The organism is Devosia sp. P1_H9, assembly GCF_056405135.1.
Window position 1 is genome coordinate 60,867 of the sequence record NZ_JBFUCQ010000011.1, and the last position, 22,498, is coordinate 83,364.

Sequence of the window (22,498 nt, forward strand, 5' to 3'; positions counted from 1 at the left end):
CTCCCGTTCGGCCGGGAGATAGGGCCTAAGCGGCACCAAGATCAAGCGCGCTGCGTCACGCCACCATGTGGCGGTTGAGTTCCTTCACCTTGGTGCCCCGCAGCCATTCGCGATCGAGGATCGCGAAATGCAGTTCCTCGTCCCATTCGCCCTGGAACAACGCGTGCTCCCGATAATGCGCCTCGAGCCGCATGCCGAGGTCCTTCAGCAGCTTCGCCGAAGGCTGGTTTCCGCCTGAGGTGCGCGCAAAAATCCGATGCAGCCCGAGATCGTTGAAACCGATGTCCAGCGCCGCTCGCACGGCTTCGCGCGCATAGCCTTGCCGGCGCTGTGCCGGGCTGAGAATGAATCGCAGTTCCGCTTGCCCCGCCGTGGCGTCGGTCCAGCGCAGCGACACCTGCCCAACCAGCAGATCGTCGGATTTGCGCACCACGGCGAGCGTGATGATGTCGCCCGGCCGGTGCAATCGCTGCTGCGCGCACATCGCGTCGAGCGCCGCCTTCACCTCCACCCGATCGCGCGCCTTCCAGTCGAGATAGCGCTGCACTTCCGGCAGGGCATGATAGGCCATGACGGCGTCGAGATCGGATTTCTGGAAGTTCCTGAGAATAAGTCTTTCGGTCTCAATCGGAAAATCAGGCATGGCCATCTCCGCTCTCCCCTGACGGTTATGCTTACCGCAGCAACGCGACGGGTTGATGGCAGTTCCGGCTTTCCTATTGAAATTTCGTGCTAAATTGGTAAGCCGCGAGCAAATTGGCTAGGCCGTGGCAACACTTAGGCCACTGCGGCCCGCCACTCGCCTTCGAGCAGCGCATAGACGAACTCCTCGTCCCAGGCGCCCTTGACGAAGCTGTGCTCGCGGAAATGCGCCTCCCGCCGCATGCCCAGCCGCTCCATCACCTTCCACGACGCATCGTTCGCGGCGGCGCAGCGCGCGTAGATCCGGTGCATCCCGGCCCCCTCGAATCCCATCTCCAGCAACACCCGCGCCGCTTCGGTGGCGTAGCCGTGGCCATGAAATTCCGGATGGAAGATGTAGCCGATCTCACCCTGTCGCGACGGCGCGTCGCGCAGGATCAGCGAGAGTTCGCCGATGACGTGCTGCGGCGCCAGCAGTTCCGCCGCGAGGAATATCTTGTCGCCCTCGGCCGCCAGTTCGTGCTGCCCGACCCGCTGCTGTACCACCTCGGTGACGCTCTCGTGGCTCATGGGCCCATCGAACAGATATTTCGCCACGTCCTCGCGTTGCCGATAGGCGAATACCGCGTCGACATCGCCACGGGTGAACGGGCGTAGCCGAAGTCGCTCGGTTTCGATCGGATAGTGAGGCGAATAGAGCATGGGCAAATCGTCTAGAGGCAGCGCCCGTGCCGATCAAGCAGACCGCTTGCGGATGGCAAACACCTGATGTCAGCATGCGCCATGGCCACCGCCGACAAACCCGAGATCGACCTCTCCGCCCGCTGCGCCTGCGGCCGCGTCACGCTGTCGGTGAATGGCCGCATCCGCTCGATGTTCATGTGCTCCTGCGAGGATTGCCAGCGCGCCACCGGCACCGGCCACTCCACCGTGGCGCTCGCCCGCCCTGCCGATGTCACTGTGACCGGCGACACCAGGAGCTTCGCCCGCCCCGCCCATTCCGGCGCCACCCTCACCCGCTGGTTCTGCCCGCATTGCGGCACCCCGCTCTACGCGCAATCGAGCCGCGCTCCCGACCTGCTCATGCTGCCGGTCGGCCTGTTCGGCGCCGCCACGAACTGGTTCGTTCCCAACCAGTTGATCTTCGCTCGCAGCCATCGCGACTGGGACGCTCTGCCCGATGGCCTGCCGCAGCACGACACCTACCGCAAACAGGACCCCATCGCATGAGTGCAGCATCCGACGCGCTGGGCGACCGCCTGCGGTCGCTCCTCGCACCCGGCCTCGTCGAAAAGAAGATGTTCGGCGGCATCGGCTTCATGCTCAACGGCAACATGGCGATCGGCACCACCGCCAAGGGCGACCTCCTGGTCCGCATCGATCCCGAGAAACAGGCCGAGGCCCTCGAGCGCCCGGGCGCTTACCAGATGCACATGGGCACCCGCCCAATGACCGGCTTCATCGCCGTCGACGAAACCGGCATTCCGGACGACGCCGCGCTCGGTGGCTGGATCGCCTACGCCATGCAATTCGCGGAGACCCTGCCCCCGAAATGAAATCCACCTCGACTACCATGACCCACCTCGCCGAGCGCATCCGCGACATCCTCGACGGCGATCCGCGCATCACCGAAAAGACCATGTTCGGCGGCCTGACGTTCCTGCTCAACGGCCACATCCTGGTCGGCTGCAAGAAGGACGGCCGTATCCTGCTCAGCGTCGGCAAGGACAATAACGAAGCCGCCCTCGCCCGCCCCGGCGCCACGCAGATGATCCACGGCGACAAGGCGATGCGCGGCTTCATCTGGGTCGATGCCGACGCCATCGAGGACGACGACGACCTGCGCGACTGGGTGGAAACAGCCGAACGCTGGGTCGCCGCCATGCCGGTGAAATAGCCCGGCGCCGCCTCCGACCTAGATCGCCGAGAACACCAGCGAGGCGTTCACTCCGCCAAAGCCGAACCCGTTCGAAAGCACGTGCCGCAGGGCCTTCTTCCTGGCCACCTTCGGCACCAGGTCGAAGCGCTCACCGACATCCGGATCATCGAGGTTGAGCGTCGCCGGAACGATGCCGTGCCGGATCGCCTCGATCGAATAGACCGCTTCGATCGCGCCTGCGGCGCCCATCAGGTGGCCGGTCGAGGACTTGGTCGAGGAGATCGCGAGATCCTTGCCGCGGTTGGAGAACAGCGCACCGATGCCGGCCAGTTCTGCCGCGTCACCCACCCCGGTGGAGGTGGAATGCGCGTTGATGTAGTCGATTTCGCCGGTCGAGAGCCCGGCCATCCTCAGCGCATTGGCCATTGCCACCTGCGCTCCCGCGCCAGTCGGCTCGCCGGAGGTGAGATGATAGGCATCCGCCGACGTCCCGTAACCGGAGAGTATCGCGAGCGGCGTCGCGCCGCGCGCCACGGCGTGGCTCAGCCGCTCGATCACCAGCACCGCCGCACCCTCGGCCAGCACGAAGCCGTCGCGCCGGCGGTCGAATGGCCGCGACGCTGCCTGTGGATCGTCGTTGAACGCGGTCGCCAGCGCCCGTGCCGCGCCGAATCCGCCCACCGAGATCATGTCCACCGATCCCTCGGCGCCCCCGACTACCGCCACTTCGGCCTCGCCCGTCAGGATCAGCCGCATACCGTCGCCGATCGCCTGAGCCGAGGCCGCGCAGGCCGTGACCGGCGCCCCGATCGGCCCCTTGAAGCCGTAATTGATCGAGATCCATCCCGCCGCGAGGTTCGGCAGGAACGCTGGCACGGTGAACGGTGACAACCGCCGCGGCCCCTTTTCGATGATCGTCTCGACCGCGTGTGCCATCACCGGCGAGCCGCCGACGCCCGAGCCGATGATCGTTGCCGTCGCCGCCCGCTCTTCCGGTGTCGTCGGGTGCCAGCCAGCCTGGTTCAGCGCTTCCTGTGCCGCCACCAGTCCGTACTGGATGAACAGCCCCATCTTCTTGATATCCTTGGCGTCGATCACCACCAGCGGATCGAAACCCTCCGGATCATCAGCCTTCTCAGGCACCAGCCCGGCGATCTTGGCGCTGTAGTCGGTTACGTCGAACCGGGTATTTGGCCCGATCCCACTCCGCCCCTCGATCAATCGAGTCCAATTGACGTCCACGCCAACCCCTAGAGGGCTGACGGCGCCCATGCCGGTGACGACGATCGGATCAGCTTGAGAGGTCATCGGGTTCTCCGTTCAAGTGTAGATACACGGGCAGCGCCGGAACCCGGCCCGCCCAAGGGGAAATCAAACGGCGGCAAGCCGCTTCAGTGTCTTCAGTGTGTCGTCGAAACCATCGGCGCCGAGTTCCTCGCGGATCTCCGCCTGCGCCTTGCGCCACAGCGGCAGTAGATCGTTGACCAGGGCCTGCCCTTCGTCGGTCAGCCCGCAGATCCGGCCGTTGCCGTGCTCCGCCGCCCGCGAACTGATCAGCCCCATCTTCTCCAGCCGGTCGAGATTGCGCGTCAGCGTTGTGCGCTCGAACCCACGGGCCTCGGCAAGCTCGCTCACCGTCTGCTCGCCCGCCGCTACGATCGTCCCCAACAACGAGAACTGGGTCGACGTAATCCCGAACGGCCGAGCATAGGCATCGTAGCGCCGCGTAATCGCCCGCGCCGCCATCCGGCTGTTCGAAACCATGCACTGGGTGAAATCATCCATGGGCGGATAGATAGTGTGTATATGCACGGTGTCAACTGATCCGGAAATCCGCACCAACTTATCCCCGTGCTCCTCACCCATGCGATCCTCTTCCCGTCACCCACACGGGCGCGGTCGCGTACGGACGGCTGGTGGGGCGACTTCGGTGCCGGGGGAGCCGTCTCCTGGCGGCCGCGGCTATGGGCACCCGTCCACCGTTTCCGTGCTTGGCGCACGGCGTGCGAACGCTTCCCCATGGTCCCCGCAAAAACTCCGAACAGTTCCGGCGTGGCGACGGCCTTTCATCTGCGGACTACCCGCGTGGTCGAAACCCACGCCGGAACCGCCCGACCACCTCAAATCCTGGAACCGAAAGGCCGCCGGGCGCTTCCGCTCGGCCGATTTCATGCTATTAGCCCCCGCATCATATTTTCCGCGCCGCTGAGGAGCTTACGCATGGCCAAGATCAAAGTTGCCAACCCGGTCGTCGATCTCGACGGCGACGAGATGACCCGCATCATCTGGCAGGCGATCAAGGACAAGCTGATCCTCCCCTACCTCGATCTCGACATCGAGTATTACGACCTCTCGGTGCAGAACCGCGACGCCACCAACGACCAGGTGACCGTCGATGCCGCCAACGCCATCAAGAAGCACGGCGTCGGCATCAAGTGCGCCACCATCACTCCCGACGAGCAGCGTGTCGAAGAGTTCAAGCTCAAGAAGATGTGGAAGTCGCCCAACGGCACGATCCGCAACATCCTCGGCGGCGTGATCTTCCGCGAGCCGATCATCTGCTCGAACGTGCCGCGCCTCGTCCCCGGCTGGACCCAGCCGATCATCGTCGGCCGTCACGCCTTCGGCGATCAGTACCGGGCCACCGATTTCACCTTCCCGGGCAAGGGCACGCTGACCATCAAGTTCACCGGCGACGACGGCAAGGTCATCGAGCACGAAGTGTTCCAGTCCCCCGGCGCCGGCGTCGCCATGGCGATGTACAACCTCGACGAGTCGATCCGCGATTTCGCGCACGCCTCGTTCAACTACGCCATCAACCGCAAGGTCCCCTGCTACCTCTCGACCAAGAACACCATCCTCAAGGCCTATGATGGGCGCTTCAAGGACATCTTCCAGGAGATCTTCGAGAGCGACTACAAGGCCAAGTTCGACGAACTGAAGATCTGGTACGAGCACCGCCTGATCGACGACATGGTCGCCTCGGCGCTGAAGTGGTCCGGCGGCTATGTCTGGGCCTGCAAGAATTACGACGGCGACGTGCAGTCCGACATCGTGGCCCAGGGCTTCGGCTCGCTCGGCCTGATGACCTCGGTGCTGATGACCCCCGATGGCAAGATCGTGGAGGCCGAGGCCGCCCACGGCACCGTCACCCGCCATTACCGCCAGCACCAGCAGGGCAAGGAGACCTCGACCAACTCCATCGCCTCGATCTTCGCGTGGACGCGTGGCCTCCAGCACCGCGCCAAGCTCGACAGCAACGCAGAGTTGGCGAAGTTCGCGCTGACCCTCGAGAAGGTCTGCGTCGACACCGTCGAAGCCGGCCAGATGACCAAGGATCTTGCCCTGCTCGTTGGCCCCGACCAGAAGTGGCTCTCCACCCTCGGCTTCCTCGACGCCATCGACGCCAACCTGCAAAAGGCCATGGCTGCCTGATCGGCGCCTGCGAAGCGACGATGACCGACCCAGCTCCGATCGTCGTCGCCAGTGCCGTCGATCGGAACTTCCTGCCCATGATCGAGGTCGTCGCGACCTCGATCGCCGCCACGGTAAAGACCGACCGTCCGGTCGAGTATCATGTGCTCTACATGGGCCCGGCTACCCGCCTGAGCCGGCGCCTCCGGGGCTGGCAACGTGGTGCCGTGACGATCCACCTGCACCCTTTCGCAAATCCCTGGGACCGCTTCGGCCGGGTGAGCGGTCTTCCGCCTTCGACGCTTGGCAGGTTCTCGCTGCCAGATGTGCTGGCCGACAAATCCCGGGTCATCTACCTCGACAGCGACGTGGTCGTTGAAGCCGACCTTGCGGACCTCTTTGATGCGCCCCTCGATGGCAGGCCGGTCGGCGCCGTCATCGACCGCCACGTGATCGAGGAGGCCCTGAAGCCGGTTGCTGGTAAGGATCGGCACCGGGCCGATTTCTTCGCGTATCTGACGGACTTCCTCGAACTCGAGACCGAACAGCAGATACGCGACTATCGTCAGGGAGGCGTCCTGCTGATGGATCTGGACGCAATGCGCGCGATGAACTTCGCTACCCAGATGGGCCAGGTGCTCGAGCAGAAGGCCCACGGTCTGCGCTATGCCGATCAGTGCGCGATCAACCACCTGCTGGCCGGCCAGATGGCAGTGCTTGATCCTCGCTGGAATGTGCTGGCGCACAGTATGACGCCGGACGAGTCAGTCTCTGTCCTCCCCGGTTTCGAAGACTATGTCGCCTTGCAATGGAGCCAACCCTTCATTGTCCATTTCGCCGGCAAGAAACCGTGGCTCAGGCGGCGGATACCCGGCGCCGAGCTGTGGTGGCGGCGCGCCCGGGAGTCAGGTCGCGGTACACAATTCTACCTTGGTTATGTCCAGGAACGCGTGAAGCGACTCGTCGACCTCTCCAAGCGCAAGCTCTTGGGTACCTAGATAATTCCTGGTTGCGCCCGTGGTCCCGAACGGTCCGCTCCACCTCACCAAATTGTGCAGAGAAACTAACTCCCCTGTCGTCCGGCAAAGATATGCTCCGGTCAACGAGGGCAGGTGCGATGGCTGCAGGTACCAAAGACGATCCGTGGTTGCTCAAGACTCCACCCGGTTCGAGCGATATCACGCTCTATCGTGCGCCCGACGCGGTGCCGCCGGCGCTTGTCTGCGTCGCCGGGGGCACCGAACTCCGCTACCAGCTTCGCGCCATCGAAGACCTCCACGCCATGCTGAAACAGCACGGGGACTGGATGGAACTCGGCAACGCTGATGAACAGAAGGACGCCAAGCCCGGCACCGTGGAGGCTTGGGCCCGCTCACCCGACAATCCGGTCGGCGGCTGGTATGGGCTGAAGAAGGGCTTTCGCGGGCGTTTCGCCAACTACGTCACCCCGGTCCTCGAGGCCCTCGGACTGGTCGAACTGGAACACGGACCGCGCAACAACCGGGTGCGTGCAATCTAGTACGACTGCTCCAAAATAGAGACGAAATAATTAGCCGATGCGACCTTGGCGCCCATCGACGCCCCGATAAGCGCGTCGTATACGATCTGCCATACCAGCCGCGTCCCTCCCCCGTTTGGATATCCGAAGATGCCCTCCGGCGTCGCTTTTTCGCTCATTGCCTATCTGCTCTATTCCTGCTGCGACGCGATCATCAAAGGGTTCGGTACGAGCCTGTCGGTTTTCGAGATCGCCTTCTGGACGGCGCTGTTTTCCTTCCTTCCGGCCATCTTCACCAAGCCCAAGGGCGAGCACTGGCGGCAGTTCCACCACATGCGCCATCCGTGGCTGGTGCAGCTGCGCAGTGTCACCGGCGTCATCGGCAACCTCTGCATCATCTACGCCTTCACCCACATCCCGCTGGCCGAGGCCTATTCGATCGCCTTCCTCGCGCCGATCTTCGTGGTGGCGCTGTCGAGAACCATCCTCAAGGAAGACGTCACCTGGCAGCGCTGGCTGTTCCTCGGCGCCAGCTTCCTCGGCGTGCTCTTGGTGGTGCGGCCCGGCTTCCGCGACCTGCAACTGGGTCACCTGCTCGCCCTCGGCGCGGCGCTGATGGGCGGCATTACCACCACGACGCTGCGCAAGGTCGCGCCGGTCGAAAAGCGCGTCAGCCTGCTCGGCTGGCCGCTTGGCTACATCGTGCTGGTCAACGGCATCCTGATGCTGCCGACCTTCCACTGGCCGACGTGGGAAGAGTTCGCCCTGCTGCTGGCCATCGGCGCGCTCGGCGGCACCGGCAACATCTTGTTCATCGCCGCCACCCGCCGTGCCCCGGTGAGCCAGATCGCGCCGGCGCAGTACAGCCAGATCGCCTGGGCGGTGGTCTTCGGCGCCATCTTCTTCCACGAGTTCCCCGACACCGTCGCCTATTGCGGCCTCGTGGTCGTGGCCTTCGGCGGCATCCTCAACGTGATGTCCGACGAGACCCGTATCCGCATCTTCTCCCGCCTGTCGGTGTTCGGTCCGGCCAGCGCCATCTCCGAAGTCAGTGCGCCACTGGGTGAGGATGCCAACCTGCCGCGCCGCAGCGACGCCGACGAGGCGCCGGCGACGGGGAAGTAGATGTTGCGCAGCCTCACGCCCGCCTCGCTCGGGGTGCTTTGCGCCCTCATCGCCTATGGCGTCTATTCCACCGCCGACGCCATGATCAAAGGCCTGGGCGCCGACCTCAGCGTGTTCGAGATCGGCCTCTTCACCACCGTGTTCTCGGTCATTCCTGCGCTGTTTTCCAAGCCCAAGACCGAGCGCTGGCGCGACACGTTCAAGTTCAAGCGCCCCTGGCTCCTGGTGCTCATTGCCGTCTGCCGCACGGCGAGCTCCATGCTGATCACCTATTCATTCGTCACCATCCCGTTGGCCGAGGCTTACTGCCTCGTCTTCCTGATCCCGGTGATGACCACCATCCTTTCGGTGTTCATCCTGGGCGAACGGGTCGCGCTCGATCGCTGGGCACTGGTGATCATCAGCTTCCTCGGTGTCCTGCTGGTCGTGCGTCCGGGCTTCCGCGAGCTTGAACTCGGCCACCTCACGGCGCTCGGCTGCGCGGTCAGCGCGGCCATCTCGGTCACCGCCATGCGGCTCATCTCGGGCGAGGAGCGCAAGGTCAGCCTGTTCGCGCTGCCCGGCCTCTTCACGCTCGCCGCCAACGCCATCGGGCTGGTGATCTTCGGCTTCATCTGGCCCGGTTGGATGCTGCTCGGCGCGCTGCTGGTCTGCGGCATTCTCGGCGGCATCGGCTACCTGCTGCAGATCGCCGCCGTGTCGCTCGCCCCGGCCAGCCGCGTCGCGCCGATGCAGTATAGCCAGGTGGTGTGGGCGCTGCTGTTCGGCGCGCTGTTCTTCGCCGAAGTGCCCGATGCGCTCGGGCTGGCGGGGCTCGGCGTCGTGGTTGCCGCCGGGCTCGCCAATGTGTTCAGCGATGGGGCACGGGCCCGCATCGCCGGCCGCTGGGCCGAGTATCGGGCGCGCCGGGACAACCCCTCGCCCGATACCTTCAAGGGCCCGGGACCGGACCCCGTTTAGAGCGCCGCGCGCACCGCCGCGATCGCCGCGTCGGCCTTGCCGCCATCCGGACCGCCGCCCTGCGCCATGTCGGGGCGGCCGCCGCCGCCCTGCCCGCCGAGTGCCACGGTGGCGAACTTCACCAGTTCGCCCGCCGCGTACTTGCCGGTCAGGTCGTCGGTGACGCCGACGGCGACGGTGCCGCGGCCGTCCTCGCCCTTCAGCACAACCGTAACCACGCCCGAACCGATCCGCTTCTTTTCGGTATCGACGAGCCCCTTCACGTCCTTGGGCGAAATCCCCTCGACGGCGCGGCCGACGAAGGTGACGCCGTTGACGCTGTCATCGGCTGCCGGGGCGCTGGCGCCCTGCCCGCCACCTAAGGCCAGCTTCTTGTTGGCATCGCTCAGCGCCCGCTCGGCCTTCTTGAAGTTGTCCTGCAGCGTCTCGATGCGCTCAAGCACTTCGTGCGGGCCGGAACGCAAGAGGTTCGCGGCGTTCTCGACGATCCGTACGTTGTCGTTACCGCGATGCCGCGCTGCCTTGCCGGTGACCGCCTCGATGCGGCGGACGCCGGCGGCGACGCCGCCTTCGGCCACCACCGAGATCAGCCCGATATCGCCGGTACGGCGCGCATGGGTGCCGCCGCAAAGCTCGACCGACCAGCCGAGCCCGTTTCCGGTGGGGAGGCCCATCGACACGACACGCACTTCGTCGCCGTACTTCTCGCCGAACAATGCACGGGCGCCCGACGACTTGGCGTCTTCGACGCTCATCAGCCGGGTTTCGACCGGCGTGTTCTGCAGCACGATATCGTTGGCGATGTCCTCGATCTCGGCCAGTTCCTGCGGCGAGATCGCCTTGGTGTGGACGAAGTCGAAGCGCAGCCGGTCCGGCGCAACCAGCGAGCCGCGCTGCGCCACGTGATCGCCGAGCACGATACGGAGCGCCTCATGCAGCAGGTGTGTGGCCGAGTGGTTGGCGCGGATCGCCGTGCGGCGCGCATGATCTACATGCAGCGCAAGGCCCAGGCCGCGCTTCAGCGTGCCTTCGTCCACCTTCACATGGTGAGCAAACACGCCGTGATGCTTGGTGGTCTCGGTGACGGTCACCGCGACGCCTTCGGCTACCAGCCGGCCGGTGTCGCCAACTTGGCCACCACTCTCGCCGTAGAACGGCGTCTGGTTGAGCACGACGAAGCCTTCGTCGCCGGCCTTGAGGCTGTCGACTTCCTTGCCGTCCTTCACCAGGGCGACGATCTCGCCCTCGGCGTCCTCGGTTTCGTAGCCGAGGAACTCCGACGGGCCGACCTTGTCGGCGATCGAGAACCACACTAGGTCGGTCGCGGCTTCGCCCGAACCGGCCCAGCTCTTCCGCGCCTCGGCCTTCTGCGCGGCCATCGCGGCATCGAAGCCGACGGTGTCGACGCTGATGCCACGGGTACGCAGCGCGTCCTGCGTCAGGTCGAGCGGGAAGCCGAACGTGTCGTAGAGCTTGAACGCGGTGCCGCCGGCCAGCACGCCGCCTTCGCCGAGGTCCTTGGTCTCGTCGGCGAGAATCTGCAGGCCGCGGCCGAGCGTCTTGAGGAACCGGTTCTCCTCGAGCTCGACGGTCTCGGTGATCATCGCCTCGCCGCGCACCAGCTCGGGATAGGCCTGGCCCATCTCGCGCACCAGCGTCGGCACGATCTTGTGGATCACCGGTTCGCTGGCGCCGAGCAGCGTCGCGTGGCGCATGGCGCGGCGCATGATGCGGCGCAGCACGTAGCCGCGACCTTCGTTCGAGGGCAGCACGCCTTCGGCGATAAGGAAGCTCATCGAGCGCAGGTGGTCGGCAATGACGCGGAGGCTGGCATTGCTGCTCTCGCCATTGAAGCCGATGGCCTGCTGCGCCGACGAAATCAGCGCCTTGAACAGGTCGATCTCATAATTGTTGTTGGTGCCCTGCATCACCGCGGCGACGCGCTCGAGCCCGGCGCCGGTATCGATCGAGGGACGCGGCAGCCCGGTGCGGGAGCCGTCAGCAGCCTGCTCGAACTGCATGAACACGAGGTTCCATATCTCGACGAAGCGATCGCCATCTTCCTCGGGCGAGCCCGGAGGGCCGCCCCAGTACTTGTCGCCGTGGTCGTAGAAGATCTCCGAGCACGGGCCGCACGGGCCGGTGTCGCCCATCTGCCAGAAATTCGACTTGGCGCCGAGCCGCACGATGCGCTCCTCGGGCAGCCCGGAAATCTTCTTCCAGAGCGCCATCGCCTCGTCGTCGTCCTGGTAGATCGTCGCGGTCAGCTTCTCCTTGGGCAGGCCCCACTCCTTGGTCAGGAGGTTCCAGGCCAGCTCGATCGCGTGCTCCTTGAAGTAGTCGCCGAACGAGAAGTTGCCGAGCATCTCGAAGAAGGTGTGGTGCCGCGCGGTGAACCCGACATTGTCGAGGTCATTGTGCTTGCCGCCGGCACGCACGCATTTCTGCGAGGTGGTCGCCGTCGAATACGGGCGCTTCTCGACGCCGGTGAAGACGTTCTTGAACTGCACCATGCCGGCATTGGTGAACATCAGGGTCGGGTCATTCCGCGGCACCAGCGGGCTCGAGGCAACTTCCTCGTGACCGTTCTTGGCAAAGTAGCCCAAGAAGCTCGACCGGATATCGTTCACGCTCGTCATGACGGGTCTCTTACAGACAAATGGCGAGGCCGCGGCCCCGCCAAGAACAACAGGAAAGGCCTTCTATCGCGGGGGTCGCGGTTGTGTCCAGCGCAGGGGTTGCAGGATGCCACATATTGGCGGCCGAAGCCGCTTCAGCCATGCCCGTTTCCGCCACCGGCCGTCATCCCGGCGAAAGCCGGGACCCAATGCTCCGGCCGTTCCACTCGCGCTGATTTGTCCCCTTGCTGTGATGGACCGGCGCGGCCCGTGCTAACCCAGCCGTCCGAGCAGTGGGTCCCGGCTTTCGCCGGGATGACGGCTGGTGGGTGGGTGAGATTGGGACACGAGTAGGGTCTAGCGGACGGCCCGTGGGCAAGCGGCAATGAGGCCAGTCCCAAATGAAGAAGGGCGCCACCTGGGCGCCCTTGAACTCGTTGTGCAGCGGGAACCGATCACGCCTCGCCGTCGTCAGCCTCATCGCCTTCGGGGCCGGCCAGGAGGGCTTCGGCCAGGACGCCTGAGCTTTCGCGGACGCCTTTTTCGATCTGGTCGGCGATCTGCGGGTTGTCCTTGAGGAACTGGCGGGAGTTCTCGCGCCCCTGCCCCAGCCGCTGGCTGTCGTAGGAGAACCAGGCGCCGGACTTCTCGACGAGGCCCGACTTCACGCCGAGATCGAGCAGTTCGCCAGTTTTCGAGATGCCTTCACCATACATGATGTCGAATTCGACCTGGCGGAACGGCGGGGCAAGCTTGTTCTTGACCACCTTGACGCGGGTCTGGTTGCCGATGACTTCCTCGCGCTCCTTGATCGCGCCGATGCGGCGGATGTCGAGGCGGACCGAGGAATAGAACTTCAGCGCGTTGCCGCCCGTCGTGGTCTCGGGCGAGCCGTACATCACGCCGATCTTCATGCGGATCTGGTTGATGAAGATCACCATGGCCTTCGACTTGGAGATCGAGCCGGTAAGCTTGCGCATCGCCTGGCTCATCAGGCGGGCCTGCAGGCCCGGCATCGAATCGCCCATCTCGCCTTCGAGTTCGGCCTTCGGCGTCAGCGCGGCAACCGAGTCGACCACCAGAACGTCCACCGCGCCGGAGCGCACCAGCGTGTCGGCGATTTCCAGCGCCTGCTCGCCAGTATCGGGCTGCGAGATCAGCAGTTCGTCGACCTTCACCCCAAGCTTGCGGGCGTAGATCGGGTCGAGCGCATGCTCGGCGTCGATGAACGCGGCGATGCCGCCCTTCTTCTGGGCCTCGGCTACCACGTGCAGCGCCAGTGTCGTCTTGCCCGAGCTTTCCGGCCCGAACACTTCAACGATACGACCCTTGGGCAGCCCGCCAATGCCGAGCGCAATATCGAGCCCGAGCGAACCGGTGGAAATCGCTTCGACCTGGGCAATGGCGCCCTCGCCGAAACGCATCACCGTGCCCTTGCCGAAATTCCGCTCGATCTGGCTCAGCGCTGCAGCCAGCGCCTTGTCCTTATCCATCGATCCCTCAATAACCCGCAGTGGCGTCACAGCAGCAGCCATAACCATCTCCCCTTATTCCACTTCGGTTCGCGCCGCGCAAACCGATATCTGTCCATCTAATGTACGCAGTTTGTTCTCATTTCGTTTCCAAAACGTCAAGGGGGTAAATTCGTTGTGCCTTACGCACCGATGCAGCCCGATTCGCGCCGTACGCCCCTTGGGCATCCGCAAGTGCGATCTACATCCAAAATCCAAATGCAATCGTCCGGCGCTCGCGCTATAGGGCGGCAACGAAAACCGAGAGAATGGGCTTCATGCATCTCATCCAGTTCGAGGACGACAAGGGCGCCCGGGCCGTCGGCGCTACCGAAGGCGGCCTGACCAGCGTCGTGACCGGAGCTACCAGCGTCTATGCGCTGGCCAGCGAAGCCACCGAACGCGGCCTGTCGCTGCGCGCCGTGGTGATCGAGAAAGGCCTTGGCGCCAAGCTCGATCGCGAAGCGCTCGCCAAGGAAGGCCGGCTGCTGGCCCCTGTCGACCATCCCGATCCGGCGCACCTCTATGTCACCGGCACGGGCCTCACCCATCTCGGCTCGGCCTCGACCCGCGACGCCATGCACAAGTCGAACCAGCAGCAGGCCGAGGCGCCACTGACGGATTCGATGAAGATGTTCCGCATGGGCCTCGAGGGCGGCAAGCCCAAGCCGGGCGAGACCGGCGTGCAGCCGGAGTGGTTCTACAAGGGTAACGGCTATGTCGTGGCGGCGCCCGGCAAGCCCATCCCCTCGCCTGCCTTCGCCAAGGACGCCGGCGAAGAGCCCGAGATCGCCGGCATCTACTATATCAGCAAGGACGGCACGCCCTTCCGGCTCGGCTTTGCCCTCGGCAACGAGTTCTCCGACCATGTCACCGAGCGGGTGAACTACCTGTTCCTCGCGCATTCCAAGCTCCGCTGGTGCTCGTTCGGGCCGGAGCTGCGCGTCGGCGAGCTGCCGCGGAACGTCTCAGGCATGTCGCGCATCCTGCGCGACGGCAAGGTGGTGTGGGAAAAGCCGTTCCTCTCGGGTGAGGACAACATGAGCCACACCATCGCCAACCTCGAGTACCACCACTTCAAGTACGACCTGTTCCGCCAGCCGGGCGATATCCACGTCCACATGTTCGGCACCGCGACGCTGAGCTTTGCCGACGGCATCAAGACCGAACCCGGCGACGTGTTCGAGATCGAGGAAGCCCAGTTCGGTCTGCCGCTGCGCAACGCGGTGGCCTGGAACAAGGACCGGCCGGTGGAAATCCGCCAGCTCTAGGCGGCCCGACCGCCGATCGATGACTGCTTCAGAGCCGGGCCCAGTGCCCGGCTCTTGCATATCGGCAACTTTTCCACAGCGTGCACATTTCGGCCCCCTCACCGCCCAGATTGGCGGGCGAGGTTGGGCACGTGTTCCCTGCGGCTTTTGACGCAAATCTTATCGATCGGCCTCAGCCGGGGTTAGCGCCAAGCGGGAACACTGCCGTCGCGGTGCAAAAGGGAGGCATTCGCGTCCACTCCACTAGTTGCGAAAGGTACTCCCCCAATGATCACCGTTTCCGCCTCGACCTCTGCGGCCGAGCTGCAGGCCATTGTCAACTCAGCACCAGCCGGCGAAACCATCCTGCTGGGCGCCGGCACCTTCGAGTTCGACCAGACCGTCGTCATCAACCGCGACGACGTCACGGTGATGGGCACCGGATCGGGGGCGACGACCATCGACCTCGTCGGCAATGCCCGGGCCGGCGGCGCCTTCCAGGTGGGCGGCGTCATCGACGTGCCGAGCTACTCGGGCGCTTTCTCGCTGAGCGAGGCGGCGAGCAAAGGCTCGATGTACCTGCATATGGACGATGCGTCCGCGCTGCAGACCGGCGATCACCTGTGGATCGAGCTCGAGAACACCGACGCCTACCTCGACTCGATCGGCGACACCCAGTGGCGCGAAGACAAGCCGCTGCGTACGTCGATGGTCGAGGTCGCCTCGGTCAACGGCAACACCGTGCGGCTCACCAACGGGCTGGCCTTCGATTTCTCCACCATTGCCTCGGTGCAGAAGATCGAGGTGGCGGAGAACGTCAAGCTCGGCGGCTTCACCGTGCAATCTGGGTTGGCCGAACAGGATCCGGGCAATTTCAACAACGTCTCGTCGGCCTTTGATCGCTCGAACGTCATCTCGCTGTCGGCCACCAGCCACGTGAAGCTGTTCGACATCGACATCGAGAACGCCCCCTCCAACGGCTTCACTTTCTCGCAATCGATCTTCCTCGATGCCTCGAATCTCTCGGTCGATGGCGCGGTGAACAAGGGGGATGGCGGCAACGGTTATGCCTTCCAGCTCAAGGCGCTCTACGACAGTGGGCTGGTCGGGCTCGAGGCCTTCGACACCCGCCATGCTCTGCTGTTCGCCAGCTGGACCAGCGAGGCCAACAATTCCATCCAGGTGCGCGAGACCAACCGCGACATCAACTTCCACGGCGGCGACGACCATGACAACGTGGTCGAGGTGCTGAGCTCGGTACGCACGGCCCTCGAAGCCACGTACCTTTCGCCGACGCTGTTCGTGAACGACGAGGGCACCAGCTACGGTGCCCCCACCGACCGCGACGCCAACACCGTGACCTTCGCCAACGTCGCGGGTACGACCAAGGCCGAGATCATCGTCGCGGACGATTCCGGCGTCGAGTTCCATGCCAATTCCGGAGCCGACACGCTGATCGGCGGCGCCGGCTGCGACCGCCTGTACGCCGACAAGGGCGACGACCTGGTGGTTGCTTCGAAGGGCAACGACCTCATCGACGGTGGCCTCGGCACGGACGTCCTGTCCTACGCCGGCGATCGCGACGATTACACGCTCACCCGCGACCTCTCGGGCCGTTTCGTGGTCCACAAGGCCGGCGGCAGCTACGACATCATCGGCGGCATCGAGGCCTTTCGCTTCGCCGACGGCACCGTCGCCACGTCGACCCTCACCGACCTGCCGACCACCTATTTCGGCACCGACGACGCCGACCGGATCGTCATCAGTTCCGTCCACGACGTGGTGCTGTCGGGCGCCGGATATGACCGTATCATCTCCGCCAATACCTACGTCCTTGGCGCAGAGAACGAGGCGCTGGAGCTGACCGGCACCCGCGACGTCAACGGCTTCGGCAACGCGCTCAACAACAGCTTCACCGGCAACGACGCGGCCAACGAGCTCTTCGGTTTCGGCGGCAATGACCGCTTCTTCGGCCGTGCCGGGAACGACTACCTGTCGGGCGGCGATGGCGATGACGACCTCTACGGCCAGACCGGCAACGACCGGCTGTTCGGCGGCGACGGCATCGACCTGCTCAATGGGGGCTCGGGCGCTGACACATTCGTGTTCTCGGCCGGCCACGACACGGTCGAGGACTTCTCGCTCAAGTCTGGCGACCGGCTGGATATCGGGCTGACGGGCTTCTCGTCGCCTGCTGCGTTCCTCTCGGCATTCCGCGAGGCGGCGGCCAGTGGCGGCGACACCTATGACAGCCTCGGCATCGACGTCGACGGCAGTGGTTATCACGTCGAGATCCGCGTCGCCGATGCCCACGGCGATGCGCTCGCCATGGGGCTCAACGGCGCCACGCTCGATTCCCTTCTGGCATCGTCGGACTGGATCGTCTGACGCTGCCTCTCAATTCAGCACCGGACGCCCCAAGTCCCGGCTGCTGAAAATTGCGGCACCAACCCCGCAATACCTAAGCCCCGGAGCCCCCGTGTTCCGGGGTTTTTTCATTCCCACCCAATCCCGGATATGCCGTTTCAGCATGGCTGCTATCCGAGGGCGCCGGTTCATGCATGGCTCCCGGGCACAGAGACTCCACGGCACTCGCCCAACCGGGCAGCGACGAGGTATCGAAATGTCGAACGGCGCCCGGCGCGAAAGCGTCGTCCGCGCCCTCCTGAGGCGCACCGGGTTCCCGCTGCTGGCGCTCGGCATCGTCAGCCTCTGCACCAACCTCCTGGTGCTGACCGGCCCGCTGTTCATGCTGCAGGTCTATGACCGCGTGCTGGCCAGCCGCTCCGTGCCGACGCTGGTGGCGCTGTTTGCGCTGGTCGCCGGGGTCTACGCCTTCCTCGCCCTGCTGGACCTCTTGCGCTCGCGCATGGCCTCGCGCTTTGCCGGCGCACTGGAGGCCTCGGTGGCCCCCGATGTGTTTCGCGCCTCGCTACGAGCCGGACTGACACCGCTGGGCGTAGCGCGCCCCGATGCCGTGCGCGATCTCGATAGCATCCGGCAGTACGTCGGCGGGTCCGGTCCGCTGGCGTTGTTCGATTTGCCGTGGCTACCGGTCTACCTGCTGATCGTCTTCCTGTTCCACCCTGCATTGGGCTGGCTGGCGACGGGCGGCGCGTTGGTGGCGACCACGCTGCTGGTGATCAACGAGCGGCTCTCCGGACGGCCAACGGCCGAAACGGCGGCGGCGCTGACCCGGCGCCAGTCGCTGGGCGAAGATGCCCGCGCCAACGCCGAACCCGTGTTCGCCATGGGCATGCTCGACGACGTAACGGAGCGTTGGCGGACCCGGTCAGAGGCGCTGTCGGCGGTGCAAAACCGGGCCGGCGATGTCGGCGCGCTCTACTCATCGGTAACGAAATCGTTCCGCTTTCTACTGCAATCGGCCGTACTAGCTCTGGGCGCCTACCTCGTGATCCGCGGCGAGCTTTCGGCGGGGCTGATGATCGCTGCCTCGATCGTCACCTCGCGAGCCCTGGCGCCGGTTGAACAGGTGGTCGCGCAATGGCGTGGCCTCGCAGCCGCCCGTCAGGCCTTGCAGCGGACAGAAGTGCTGCTGGCGGCGCAGCCGGCGGAAGCGCCCCGCCTGAGCCTGCCCGACCCCCAATTCACCCTGCAGGTCCGCCAGTTCGCCACTGGACCAGTGTTGCAGGGGCCTCCCCTCATCTCCGGCGTCAACTTCACCCTCGCGGCAGGTGAGGCGATGGGCGTGCTCGGCCTTTCCGGTTCGGGCAAGACCTCGCTGGCGCGTGGATTGGTCGGCATCTGGCCGGTGCTGCAGGGCGAGGTGCGGCTCGATGGCTCGGAACTGGCCCACTACGAACCGATGCAGATTGGCCGGCGGATCGGTTACCTGCCGCAGAGCGTGGGGCTGTTCGACGGGAGCGTTGCCGAGAACATCGCCCGGTTCCGGCCGGATACCGACAGCGACGGCGTGCTGAAGGCGGCGCGGCTTGCCGGTGTGCACGAACTGATCACCGGCCTGCCCGATGGCTACGACACCCGTATCGGGGCTCGCGGCGCGGCTCTTTCCGCTGGCCAGCGCCAGCGCATCGGCCTCGCCCGGGCACTCTACGGCGATCCCTTCCTCCTGGTGCTGGACGAGCCGAACGCCAATCTCGATTTCGCCGGCGACACCGCCCTGACCAATGCACTCACGGCGGCCAAGCATCGGGGTGCGGTGGTGATCGTCATCGCCCACCGGCCGAGCGCCATCGCCGTCTGCGACAAGCTGATCTACGTGGTGAATGGGCGGCAGAGCGCCTTCGGCAGCAAGGACGAAGTGCTGCGGCAGGTCACCGCCCCTGCCCCACGCATCGAGGAGGTGCGGGTCCATGGCTGACCCGATCCGCAGCCTCCGGCGCCACGCCCTTGCCGGCCTCGGCGCCATCGCGCTGTTCATCGGCGCGCTTGGCGGTTGGGCCGGCACCACCGAGATCGCCGGCGCGGTAATCGCGCAGGGCACCGTGGTGCCGCTTGAAGGTACCAAGCGCGTGCAGCATCCCGAAGGCGGCGTGGTGGCGGCGATCCTGGTGAAGGACGGCGACCCGGTGACCGCGGGACAGCTGTTGCTGCAGCTCGACAGCACGACGGTCTCCGCCAACCTCGCGGTGATCGTCTCGCAGTTGAGCGCCGCCTTTGCCCTGGAAGCGCGGCTGACCGCCGAGAGTATTGGTAACGACCACCTGACGCTTCCCGCCAGCCTCGATAGCTGGCCGGATCGCGCGACCCTCGACCAACTGCTCGCCGCGCAGGAGGGACTGCGCCAGAGCCGTGCCGATGCGCAGGCCGGGCTCGCCACGCAACTCGAGGAGCAGATCGGGCAGCTCGGCGAGCAGATCGTCGGGCTGGAGGCGCAGCAGGCCGCGGTTGCCCGGCAGGTCGCCATCCTCTCCGATGAAGTCGGCGACTCCGAGACGCTGTTCAAGGACGGCCTCGTCGAGGCGAGCCGGCTGAACAGCTCGAAGCGCGAGTTGGCGCGGCTCGAAGGCGAGGCGGGCAACCTCACCGCCGAGATCGCTTCGGCGCGAACCGCCATTGCCGGCAGCCGCGCCAAGATCGCCGAAAACACCGCCACCTTCCGCGCAGGCGTGCTGGAAGACCTGCGCAACGTCGGCCTGCAGATCGCCGAGCTGCTGCAGCAGAAGATCGCCGCCGAGGACCGGCTGGCGAAGCTCGAGATCCGGGCGCCGCAGGCCGGCATCGTGCACGAGTCGATCGTCCGCACGGTGGGCGGCGTGGTGTCGGCGGGCGAGACGCTGATGCAGGTGGTGCCGCGCTCCGACCGCCTCGCGCTGGAGGCGCGCGTCTCGCCGCTCGATGTCGACAAGCTGACGGTGGGCCAGGCGGCATCGGTGCGGCTGGTCGGGCTGGACGCGCGGACGACGCCGGAACTCGCCGCCAGCGTCGAATCCATTTCCCCCGATCTGTCGCGCGACCCGACAACGGGCGTCGCCTATTTCTCGATCCGCCTGAAGCTTGCGGAATCCGAACTGGCCCGCCTGCCGCACCAGCAACACCTGGTGCCCGGCATGCCGGCGGAGGCGTTTTTGCGCACCGCGGACCGCACGGTGCTGTCGTACCTGCTGGGGCCCCTGGCGGCGCAACTGAGCCATGCCTTTCGGGAGGACTGAGGAGCATCGCGCCTCATCTCCCCCTTGGCGGGGGAGAAAGCGAAAACTTGAGCTTAGCGCAGCTAAGTCCTTAGTTTTCGCAAGAGAGGGGGTTGGCGGAGGGTACACAAGCTCCGCACCCCCTCTCTTGCGATTTCTAAGGCTTAGCCAAACGGCTAAGCCCAAGAAATCGCACTCTCCCCGCCAAGGGGGAGAACCCGACTGATGGAAAGGTTCCCCCTTGCCCTAAGCCCTTTGGCTGGTTTACCCGATGCCACTAACATGTCAGTGTCCGCCGCCGTTGGGCCAGGGAGTAGAGCAGTATATGAGTGCCACGAGTTTCAAGACGCGCCAGGTCGGTCGCACCAGCCTCGAAATCACCGAACTGGGCCTTGGCGGCGCGACGCTCGCCGGCATGATGGGCAACGAAGTTCCCGACGAGCAGGCGCGCGCCCTGGTCTCAGCCGCGCTCGATGCCGGCATCGGCTACTACGACACTGCTCCCCACTATGGAGACGGGCGTTCCGAGCACCTGATGGGCGATGCCCTGCGCTACCGGCACGATGACGTCGCGATCTCCACGAAGGTCGGCCGCATGCTGCGGCCGGTGCGCTCGGAAGCGACGCGGTCGGTGCCGCGCGGTTGGACCTATCCGTTCCCGTTCGAGATCGCCTACGACTACACCTATGACGCCGTGATGCGCTCCTACGAGGACAGCCTGCAGCGGCTGGGCCTGGGCCATGTCGAAATCCTGCTGGTCCACGATATCGGCACGAAATCGCACGGCGAAGAGGGCTACAAGAAGCACTGGGCCGACCTGGCTGGCGGCGGCTACCGGGCGCTCGACGAGCTGCGTCGCAACGGCGACATCAAGGCCATCGGCCTCGGGGTCAACGAAGTGCCGATCCTGCTGCAGTCCTTCGACATCGGCGACTGGGACGTGTTCCTGCTCGCCAACCGCTACAACCTGCTCGAGCAATCCCCCCTCGAGACGCTGTTCCCCACCTGCGCCGAGCGCGGGACGTCGGTGATCGCGGCAGGCCCCTTCGCCGCCGGCATCCTTGCGGGCCTCAACATTTGGGGACCCGACACCGGCCGCTACCAGGAAGCGCCGCCTCATATCGTCGAGAAGGTGAAGGCGCTCACCGCCCTCTGCGACGCCCACAAGATCCCGCTAGGGGCCGCCGCCCTCCAGTTCGGCGTCGCTCACCCGACGGTCGTCTCGGTGCTGACCGGCCCGAAATCCCCAGCCGAGCTCGACGGCATCCTCAAGTGGTGGAACACCGCCATCCCCGCCGCCTTCTGGGACGGCTTGGCCGACCAGAAACTGGTTGATCCGGGTACGCCGCTGCCCGATGGCCGCATCGCCTAGTGGCCGCGCCGGCCAAGGTGCTGATGATGGACGTCGACGGCGTGCTGGTCAGCGGCCGCCCGACGGATGGCAGGCATCTGTTCGCCGAGCTGGAAACGGATCTCGGCCTGTCGCCCGACAGGCTGAGGGAGGTGTTCTTCACGCCGTTCTGGGAGGCCATCGTCACCGGACGCGAAGGACTGACCGAGCGGCTGGCGCCAGTCCTGATGGAGATCGCTCCCAAGGTCTCGGTCTCGAGGTTGATCGCCTACTGGTTCGAGAACGACTCGCGGGTCGATGTGGCTGTACTCGCCGCGGTGAAGCAGTATCGGCAGCGAGGTGTGCCGGTGTTTCTCGCCACCAACCAGGAGCACATGCGCGCTGATTACCTGATGCAGAAGGTGGGCCTCGGCGAGCACGTCGACGGCATCATCTACTCGGCGGCCTTGGGTTGCCGGAAACCGGCCGCAGAGTTCTTCGACCAGGCCGCGGATATTGCGGGCGCGGACCCGACCGACATCGTGCTCGTCGACGACACCCTCGCCAATGTCGAGGGGGCTCGGCAGCGAGGCTGGTCCGCTGTGCACTGGACCAACGAGCAGCCGCTGGCCGAGGCTTTGGCGCCGTATCTGGGCTGA

20 protein-coding genes are annotated in these 22,498 nt (G+C 65.5%); 14 read left to right on the plus strand and 6 right to left on the minus strand.

All coding sequences use genetic code 11. From position 1 onward, the window contains the following. Positions 1–55: 55 nt before the first annotated feature. Both AC1DYL_RS18970 and AC1DYL_RS18975 read right to left on the minus strand, forming a co-directional pair. Positions 56–643: a GNAT family N-acetyltransferase gene (locus AC1DYL_RS18970; protein WP_477174370.1), complete on the minus strand. Its 588-nt coding sequence runs from the start codon at positions 641–643 to the stop codon at positions 56–58. Positions 644–777: 134 nt separating this feature from the next. Next, a complete protein-coding gene (locus tag AC1DYL_RS18975) occupies positions 778–1,344 on the minus strand; it encodes a GNAT family N-acetyltransferase (protein ID WP_477174371.1) in 567 nt (188 codons plus the stop codon). A gap of 81 nt (positions 1,345–1,425) precedes the next feature. Between AC1DYL_RS18975 and AC1DYL_RS18980 the strand changes: the two genes are divergently transcribed. The 3 genes from AC1DYL_RS18980 to AC1DYL_RS18990 are packed head-to-tail and all read left to right on the plus strand — an operon-like array spanning position 1,426 to position 2,539. After that, positions 1,426–1,872 (plus strand): GFA family protein, encoded by a 447-nt coding sequence (locus tag AC1DYL_RS18980; protein WP_477157604.1) that lies wholly within the window; start codon positions 1,426–1,428, stop codon positions 1,870–1,872. Further along, positions 1,869–2,198, plus strand: a complete 330-nt coding sequence (locus AC1DYL_RS18985) for a TfoX/Sxy family protein (protein WP_477174372.1) — start codon at positions 1,869–1,871, stop codon at positions 2,196–2,198. Before AC1DYL_RS18980 ends, AC1DYL_RS18985 begins: the two co-directional genes overlap by 4 nt. Further along, positions 2,195–2,539 (plus strand): TfoX/Sxy family protein, encoded by a 345-nt coding sequence (locus tag AC1DYL_RS18990; RefSeq protein ID WP_477149585.1) that lies wholly within the window; start codon positions 2,195–2,197, stop codon positions 2,537–2,539. The genes AC1DYL_RS18985 and AC1DYL_RS18990 overlap by 4 nt, the downstream gene beginning before the upstream one ends. Positions 2,540–2,557: 18 nt before the next feature. On the opposite strand, the gene fabF is transcribed toward AC1DYL_RS18990, so the two are convergent. Further along, positions 2,558–3,829, minus strand: a complete 1,272-nt coding sequence (gene fabF, locus AC1DYL_RS18995) for a beta-ketoacyl-ACP synthase II (RefSeq protein WP_477174373.1) — start codon at positions 3,827–3,829, stop codon at positions 2,558–2,560. A gap of 63 nt (positions 3,830–3,892) precedes the next feature. Further along, a complete protein-coding gene (locus tag AC1DYL_RS19000; RefSeq protein ID WP_477174374.1) occupies positions 3,893–4,387 on the minus strand; it encodes a MarR family winged helix-turn-helix transcriptional regulator in 495 nt (164 codons plus the stop codon). A 354-nt stretch (positions 4,388–4,741) separates the two neighbouring features. On the opposite strand from AC1DYL_RS19000, the gene AC1DYL_RS19005 reads away from it, so the two are divergent. The 5 genes from AC1DYL_RS19005 (at position 4,742) to AC1DYL_RS19025 (ending at position 9,518) form a co-directional block, all read left to right on the plus strand. Continuing rightward, complete coding sequence (locus AC1DYL_RS19005) at positions 4,742–5,956, plus strand: NADP-dependent isocitrate dehydrogenase (RefSeq protein ID WP_477174375.1); 1,215 nt, start codon at positions 4,742–4,744, stop codon at positions 5,954–5,956. Positions 5,957–5,976: 20 nt separating this feature from the next. Then, positions 5,977–6,933 carry a glycosyltransferase family 8 protein gene (locus AC1DYL_RS19010; protein ID WP_477174376.1) on the plus strand — a complete coding sequence of 319 codons (957 nt, stop codon included), beginning with the start codon at positions 5,977–5,979 and terminating at the stop codon, positions 6,931–6,933. A 119-nt stretch (positions 6,934–7,052) separates the two neighbouring features. After that, positions 7,053–7,454, plus strand: a complete 402-nt coding sequence (locus AC1DYL_RS19015; RefSeq protein ID WP_477157601.1) for a DUF6855 family protein — start codon at positions 7,053–7,055, stop codon at positions 7,452–7,454. Positions 7,455–7,583: 129 nt separating this feature from the next. Further along, positions 7,584–8,558, plus strand: coding sequence for a DMT family transporter (locus tag AC1DYL_RS19020; RefSeq protein ID WP_477149591.1), 975 nt, complete (start codon positions 7,584–7,586; stop codon positions 8,556–8,558). Beyond that, entirely contained in the window at positions 8,559–9,518 is a 960-nt protein-coding gene (locus AC1DYL_RS19025; protein ID WP_477174377.1) for a DMT family transporter, read from the plus strand. Here the strand turns inward: AC1DYL_RS19025 and alaS are convergent. Together alaS and recA are read right to left on the minus strand one after the other, a co-directional pair. Further along, positions 9,515–12,157, minus strand: a complete 2,643-nt coding sequence (gene alaS, locus AC1DYL_RS19030; RefSeq protein WP_477174378.1) for an alanine--tRNA ligase — start codon at positions 12,155–12,157, stop codon at positions 9,515–9,517. The genes AC1DYL_RS19025 and alaS overlap by 4 nt on opposite strands. A gap of 434 nt (positions 12,158–12,591) precedes the next feature. Beyond that, positions 12,592–13,629, minus strand: coding sequence for a recombinase RecA (recA, locus tag AC1DYL_RS19035; RefSeq protein ID WP_477149594.1), 1,038 nt, complete (start codon positions 13,627–13,629; stop codon positions 12,592–12,594). Between the two features lie 296 nt (positions 13,630–13,925). On the opposite strand from recA, the gene araD1 reads away from it, so the two are divergent. From araD1 to AC1DYL_RS19065, 6 genes are all read left to right on the plus strand, one after another. Further along, positions 13,926–14,918 carry an AraD1 family protein gene (gene araD1 / locus AC1DYL_RS19040; RefSeq protein WP_477174379.1) on the plus strand — a complete coding sequence of 331 codons (993 nt, stop codon included), beginning with the start codon at positions 13,926–13,928 and terminating at the stop codon, positions 14,916–14,918. 267 nt (positions 14,919–15,185) lie between these two features. Beyond that, a complete protein-coding gene (locus AC1DYL_RS19045; protein WP_477174380.1) occupies positions 15,186–17,285 on the plus strand; it encodes a calcium-binding protein in 2,100 nt (699 codons plus the stop codon). Between the two features lie 235 nt (positions 17,286–17,520). Beyond that, positions 17,521–19,239 (plus strand): type I secretion system permease/ATPase, encoded by a 1,719-nt coding sequence (locus AC1DYL_RS19050; RefSeq protein ID WP_477174381.1) that lies wholly within the window; start codon positions 17,521–17,523, stop codon positions 19,237–19,239. Next, positions 19,232–20,530: an HlyD family type I secretion periplasmic adaptor subunit gene (locus tag AC1DYL_RS19055; protein WP_477174382.1), complete on the plus strand. Its 1,299-nt coding sequence runs from the start codon at positions 19,232–19,234 to the stop codon at positions 20,528–20,530. The genes AC1DYL_RS19050 and AC1DYL_RS19055 overlap by 8 nt, the downstream gene beginning before the upstream one ends. A 304-nt stretch (positions 20,531–20,834) precedes the next feature. Then, entirely contained in the window at positions 20,835–21,881 is a 1,047-nt protein-coding gene (locus AC1DYL_RS19060; RefSeq protein WP_477174383.1) for an aldo/keto reductase, read from the plus strand. A 23-nt stretch (positions 21,882–21,904) separates the two neighbouring features. After that, entirely contained in the window at positions 21,905–22,498 is a 594-nt protein-coding gene (locus AC1DYL_RS19065) for an HAD-IA family hydrolase (protein WP_477174404.1), read from the plus strand.

Excerpts from the sequence above, each read along its gene's own strand:
- AC1DYL_RS19045 (WP_477174380.1), top strand. The coding sequence starts at position 15,186 with ATGATCACCGTTTCCGCCTCGACCTCTGCGGCCGAGCTGCAGGCCATT.
- AC1DYL_RS19065 (WP_477174404.1), top strand. The coding sequence starts at position 21,905 with ATGATGGACGTCGACGGCGTGCTGGTCAGCGGCCGCCCGACGGATGGC.
- AC1DYL_RS19000 (WP_477174374.1), bottom strand. The coding sequence starts at position 4,387 with ATGGGTGAGGAGCACGGGGATAAGTTGGTGCGGATTTCCGGATCAGTT.
- AC1DYL_RS19015 (WP_477157601.1), top strand. The coding sequence starts at position 7,053 with ATGGCTGCAGGTACCAAAGACGATCCGTGGTTGCTCAAGACTCCACCC.
- AC1DYL_RS18990 (WP_477149585.1), top strand. The coding sequence starts at position 2,195 with ATGAAATCCACCTCGACTACCATGACCCACCTCGCCGAGCGCATCCGC.
- AC1DYL_RS19025 (WP_477174377.1), top strand. The coding sequence starts at position 8,559 with ATGTTGCGCAGCCTCACGCCCGCCTCGCTCGGGGTGCTTTGCGCCCTC.
- AC1DYL_RS19050 (WP_477174381.1), top strand. The coding sequence starts at position 17,521 with ATGTCGAACGGCGCCCGGCGCGAAAGCGTCGTCCGCGCCCTCCTGAGG.
- AC1DYL_RS18975 (WP_477174371.1), bottom strand. The coding sequence starts at position 1,344 with ATGCTCTATTCGCCTCACTATCCGATCGAAACCGAGCGACTTCGGCTA.
- AC1DYL_RS19020 (WP_477149591.1), top strand. The coding sequence starts at position 7,584 with ATGCCCTCCGGCGTCGCTTTTTCGCTCATTGCCTATCTGCTCTATTCC.
- araD1 (WP_477174379.1), top strand. The coding sequence starts at position 13,926 with ATGCATCTCATCCAGTTCGAGGACGACAAGGGCGCCCGGGCCGTCGGC.
- alaS (WP_477174378.1), bottom strand. The coding sequence starts at position 12,157 with ATGACGAGCGTGAACGATATCCGGTCGAGCTTCTTGGGCTACTTTGCC.
- AC1DYL_RS18980 (WP_477157604.1), top strand. The coding sequence starts at position 1,426 with ATGGCCACCGCCGACAAACCCGAGATCGACCTCTCCGCCCGCTGCGCC.
- AC1DYL_RS19055 (WP_477174382.1), top strand. The coding sequence starts at position 19,232 with ATGGCTGACCCGATCCGCAGCCTCCGGCGCCACGCCCTTGCCGGCCTC.
- AC1DYL_RS19060 (WP_477174383.1), top strand. The coding sequence starts at position 20,835 with ATGAGTGCCACGAGTTTCAAGACGCGCCAGGTCGGTCGCACCAGCCTC.
- AC1DYL_RS18970 (WP_477174370.1), bottom strand. The coding sequence starts at position 643 with ATGCCTGATTTTCCGATTGAGACCGAAAGACTTATTCTCAGGAACTTC.
- fabF (WP_477174373.1), bottom strand. The coding sequence starts at position 3,829 with ATGACCTCTCAAGCTGATCCGATCGTCGTCACCGGCATGGGCGCCGTC.
- AC1DYL_RS19005 (WP_477174375.1), top strand. The coding sequence starts at position 4,742 with ATGGCCAAGATCAAAGTTGCCAACCCGGTCGTCGATCTCGACGGCGAC.
- recA (WP_477149594.1), bottom strand. The coding sequence starts at position 13,629 with ATGGATAAGGACAAGGCGCTGGCTGCAGCGCTGAGCCAGATCGAGCGG.
- AC1DYL_RS18985 (WP_477174372.1), top strand. The coding sequence starts at position 1,869 with ATGAGTGCAGCATCCGACGCGCTGGGCGACCGCCTGCGGTCGCTCCTC.
- AC1DYL_RS19010 (WP_477174376.1), top strand. The coding sequence starts at position 5,977 with ATGACCGACCCAGCTCCGATCGTCGTCGCCAGTGCCGTCGATCGGAAC.